The organism is Streptomyces sp. A012304, assembly GCF_026008495.1.
GTDB lineage: Bacteria > Actinomycetota > Actinomycetes > Streptomycetales > Streptomycetaceae > Streptomyces.
This window is the reverse complement of sequence record NZ_BQUN01000121.1, coordinates 1-4,933: the sequence shown is the minus strand read 5'-3', so window position 1 is coordinate 4,933 and position 4,933 is coordinate 1. Positions and strand designations below refer to the sequence as shown.

1 protein-coding gene is annotated in these 4,933 nt (G+C 73.4%); it reads left to right on the top strand.

Annotation, left to right across the window (positions count from 1 at the left end; translation table 11 throughout):
- Window positions 1-4,933: type I polyketide synthase (locus tag ALMP_RS32435; RefSeq protein ID WP_264934965.1), on the top strand; the 4,933-nt coding region annotated here is incomplete at both ends.

Here is a 4,933-nt window from a genome sequence, read left to right as displayed (position 1 = left end):
CGGCGTTGGTGGGGTCGCGGTCGGTGCTGGAGCAGCGGGGTGTCGTACTGGCAGCGGACCGCGCTCAGCTCACCGCCGGGCTGGCGGCGCTGGCGGCGGGGGAGCAGACGCCGGGTGTGCTGCGGGGCGGGGCGCGGTCCTCGGGCCGGACGGTGTTCGTCTTTCCGGGGCAGGGGTCGCAGTGGGTGGGGATGGCGGCCGGTCTGCTGGAGTCGTCGCAGGTGTTCGCGGAGCGGATCGAGCAGTGCGAGACGGCGCTGGCGGCTCATGTCGACTGGTCGCTCACCGAGATTCTCCGGTCGGACTCCGATGCATGGCTGGACCGTGTGGATGTGGTGCAGCCGGTGCTGTGGGCGGTGATGGTGTCGCTGGCGGAGGTGTGGCGGTCGTTCGGTGTGGAACCGGCAGCTGTCGTCGGCCACTCGCAGGGCGAGATCGCGGCGGCCTGCGTTTCGGGTGCGTTGTCGCTGGAGGACGCGGCGATGGTGGTCGCGTTGCGGAGCCGGGCGATTCTGGCACTTGCGGGTTCGGGCGGGATGGCGTCCCTGGGTGTGCCGGTGGAGCGTGCCTCCGAGCTGATCGCGGAGTACGGCGGCCGGGTGTCGGTGGCGGCGGTGAACGGTCCGGGCTCGGTGACGGTGGCGGGTGAACCGGAGGCGCTGGAGGAACTCCTCGCCGCCTGTGAGGCGCAGGGTGTGTGGGCGCGGCGTGTCCCGGTGGACTACGCCTCGCACTCGGTGCAGGTCGAGGCGATCCGTGAGCGGCTGCTCACCGAACTGGCGGGCATCGAGCCGCAGGCCCCCACGGTCCCGTTCTTCTCAGCGGTGACGGCCGAGCGGTTGGAGAACCCGAGGCTGGACGCCGAGTACTGGTACACGAATCTGCGTCAGACCGTCCGCTTCGAGGAGACGGTCCGGGTTCTGCTCGCCCAGGGCTTCGACGCGTTCGTCGAGGCGAGCGCGCACCCGGTGCTGACGACTCCGATCGAGAGCACGGTCGAGTCCGCCGGGGCGGACGCGGTGGTGCTGGGCACGCTGCGCCGGGGCGAGGGCGGGCAGGAGCGTTTCACCGCCGCGCTGGCGGAGGCCTTCGTCAACGGCCTGACCGTGGACTGGACCCCGCTCCTCGGCGTGGGCGACGCCTTCGTGGACCTGCCCACCTACGCCTTCCAGCGTCGCCGCTACTGGCTGCAAGCCCCTCCCGGGGCGCGCGGGGATCTCGGCGCGGTGGGGCTGCGGGACGCGGAACACCCGCTCCTGGGGGCCTGCGTGCCGGCCGTGGACGGGGGAGTGACCCTGACCGGGCGGCTGTCGCTCTCCGCGCAGCCCTGGCTCGCCGACCACGCGGTCGCCGGGACCGTCCTCCTGCCGGGCGCGGCCTTCGTGGAGCTGGCCCTGCGGGCAGGCGACGCGGCCGGGTGCGGCCATGTGGACGACCTGACCCTCCAGGCGCCGCTGGCCGTCCCGGAGCAGGGGAGCGTCACGGTCCAGGTCGTGGTGTCCGCGCCGGACGAGACGGGCGGCCGGGCGGTGTCGGTCCACTCGCGGACCGGCGACGAGGACCTCGACGCCGAGTGGATCTGCCACGCGGTCGGCCGGATGTCGGACGAGCCGCCCGTGGAGCCGGAAGCCCTCGTCGACGGCTCCGCTTGGCCACCGGCCGGGGCCGAGCCCGTGGACCTGGACGAGTTCTACGCGGATCTGGCGGCGCGCGGATACGAGTACGGCCCGGTCTTCCAGGGCCTCACATCGGTCTGGCGGCTCGGCGAGGAGATCTACGCCGAGGTGGCCCTGCCGGCCGAGCACGGTGAAGAAGCCGCCCGCTTCGGTCTGCACCCGGCGCTGCTGGACGCCGCCCTGCACGCCATCGTGACGGCCGGGCACCCCGGCGCCGACGACGGCCGGCTGCGGCTGCCGTTCGCCTGGAACGGCGTCGCCCTGTCCGCGACGGGCGCGTCCGCGGCCCGGGTACGGATCTCGCGGCTCGACACGGACACCGTCGCGCTGGCCTTCGCCGACACCGGCGGGCAGCCCTTCGCCCGGATCGCCGCACTGACCCTGCGACCGGTCGACGCCGCGCAGCTGCGGGAGTCCGTCAGCGTCAAGGAACCGCTGTACGCCGTCGAGTGGATTCCTGCCGCGGTCGCGGAGCCGGCCTCCGTCCCCGCCGACATGGCCGTGCTCGGCCCCGACGCGTCCGGGCCGGTGCCCGCGGACGGGACGAGCCACTACGCGGACGTCGCCGACCTGCTGGCGGCACTCGACGCCGGGACTCCCGTCCCCGCGACCGTCCTGCTGCCGTGCGCCGGTGGCCCGTCGGGCACCGTCCCGGACACGGCGGCGGCCCACGCCACCACGGCGCGGACGCTGGGCGTCCTGCGCGCGTGGCTGGCCGACCCGCGCCTCGCGACCTCACGGCTGGCCGTCGTGACGCGGGGTTCGGTGGGTGCGGGTGGTGGTGTGTTGGATGTCGGGTCGTCGGCGGTGTGGGGTCTGGTGCGGTCGGCCGCGACGGAGCATCCGGGGCGGTTCGCGCTGGTGGATGTTGATGTGGATATGGAAGGGGCCGAGTGGTCGTCGGTTGTGCGGGAGGCGTTGGCGACCGGTGAGCGGGAGGTCGCGGTACGTGGCGGGGAGCTGCTGGTGCCGCGTCTGGTGCGGCACGGTGTGGAGTCCGGCGGTGAGGGGGTGTCGTTCGGTGACGGGGTGGTGCTGGTCACCGGGGGCACCGGCACCCTGGGCGGGCTGATCGCCCGTCATCTCGTGTCCCGGTACGGGGCGCGTGAGCTGGTGTTGTTGAGTCGTCAGGGTGAGCGGGCGGCCGGTGCGGCCGACCTCGTCGAGGAGCTTGCCGCGCTGGGCGCGTCGTCGGTCGTGGTGGAGGCGTGTGACGCGGCGGACCGCGATGCGCTGGCCGGGGTTCTGGCGCGGATACCGGCACTTGCGGGTGTGGTGCACGCGGCCGGTCTGCTGGACGACGGTCTGGTCGAGGCGATGACGGAGGAGCGGCTGCACGGTGTGCTGCGTTCCAAGGTCGACAGTGCGGTCAACCTGCACGAGCTGACCCGTGACCTGGACCTCTCCGCGTTCGTGCTGTTCTCCTCCGTGTCCGGGATCCTGGGCGGTCCCGGTCAGGCGAACTACGCGGCGGCCAACACGTATCTCGACGCGCTCGCCCAGGTCCGCCGCGCGGAAGGACTCCCGGCCACGTCCATGGCCTGGGGCTTCTGGGAGAAGGCCAGTGGCATGACCGGGCACCTGGACGACGGCGACGCCGCCCGGCTGGCCCGCAGGGGGATCGTGCCGCTCACCGAGGAACAGGGGCTCGCGCTCTTCGACGCCGCCCTCGCCCCCACGGCACCCACCCTGAACGTGCCGATCCGGCTCGACGCCGCCGCACTGCGCGCCCAGGCCGACGCCGGACTGCTGCCGCCGCTGCTGAGCGGCCTCGTCCGCGCAGCCAGGCGCCGGGTCACCGCCACCGTCGGGGACGACCACGAGACCTCCGCCCTCACCCGGCGCATCGCGCACCTGCCGCTCGCCGAACAGGAGCGGGAGCTGGTCGGATTGGTGTGCGAAGTCGTCGCCGCGGTCCTGGGCCATGAGTCCGGGGATGCGGTGGGCGCCGGGCGGGCGTTCAAGGAACTCGGGTTCGACTCGATGCTGGCGGTGGATCTCCGCAACCGGTTGAGTGCGGCGACGGGGCTGCGGCTGCCGGCGACGCTGGTGTTCGACTACCCGACCCCGGCGGCGCTCGCCGGATTCCTGCGCGGCGAGCTGCTCGGTGCGGAGGCTGCCGCCGCCGGGCAGGTGCCGTCCACCGCCGCCGGCGCGGTCGACGACGACCCGCTGGTGATCGTGGGGATGGCGTGCCGCTACCCCGGCGGGGTGCGGTCGCCGGAGGACCTGTGGCGCTTGGTCGCCGAGGGCCGGGACGCGATCGCCGGGTTCCCGGAGGACCGCGGCTGGGACGTCGAGGACCTCTACGACCCCGACCCGACCGTGCCCGGGAAGAGCTACGCCTGCGAGGGCGGGTTTCTCTACGACGCCGGTGACTTCGACGCGGCGTTCTTCGGGATCTCCCCGCGTGAGGCTCTCGCCATGGACCCGCAGCAGCGGCTGCTGCTGGAGACGTCGTGGGAGGCGTTCGAGCGGGCCGGGATCGATCCTTCCGCGCTGCGCGGCAGTCGGACGGGCGTCTTCGCGGGCGTCATGTACCACGACTACGCGGCGCGCCTCACCGAGGTTCCCGAGGAAGTGGAGGGCTACATCGGCACCGGCTCCTCGGCGAGCGTGGTGTCGGGCCGGGTCGCCTACACCTTCGGGTTCGAAGGACCGGCCGTCACCGTGGACACCGCGTGCTCGTCCTCGCTGGTCGCCCTGCACCTGGCAGGGCAGGCACTGCGCAGCGGCGAGTGCACCATGGCCCTCGTCGGCGGTGTCACCGTCATGACCAACCCCGGCCTGTTCGTCGAGTTCAGCCGGCAGCGCGGCATGGCACCGGACGGGCGCTGCAAGGCGTTCTCGGCCGCCGCAGACGGCACCGGCTGGTCCGAGGGCGTCGGCGTTCTCCTCGTGGAGCGGCTCTCCGACGCCCGGCGCAACGGCCACCGGGTGCTGGCGACCGTGCGTGGCACGGCGGTGAACCAGGACGGGGCGAGCAATGGTCTGACGGCGCCGAACGGGCCGTCGCAGCAGCGGGTGATCCGGCAGGCGCTGGCCAACGCGGGCCTCACCCAGCGGGACGTGGACGCGGTGGAGGCGCACGGCACGGGCACGACCCTCGGTGACCCGATCGAGGCGCAGGCGATCATCGCGACCTACGGGCAGGACCGCTCCGACGAACGGCCGCTGTATCTGGGGTCGTTGAAGTCGAACATCGGTCACGCGCAGGCCGCGGCGGGTGTGGCGGGCGTGATCAAGATGGTCATGGC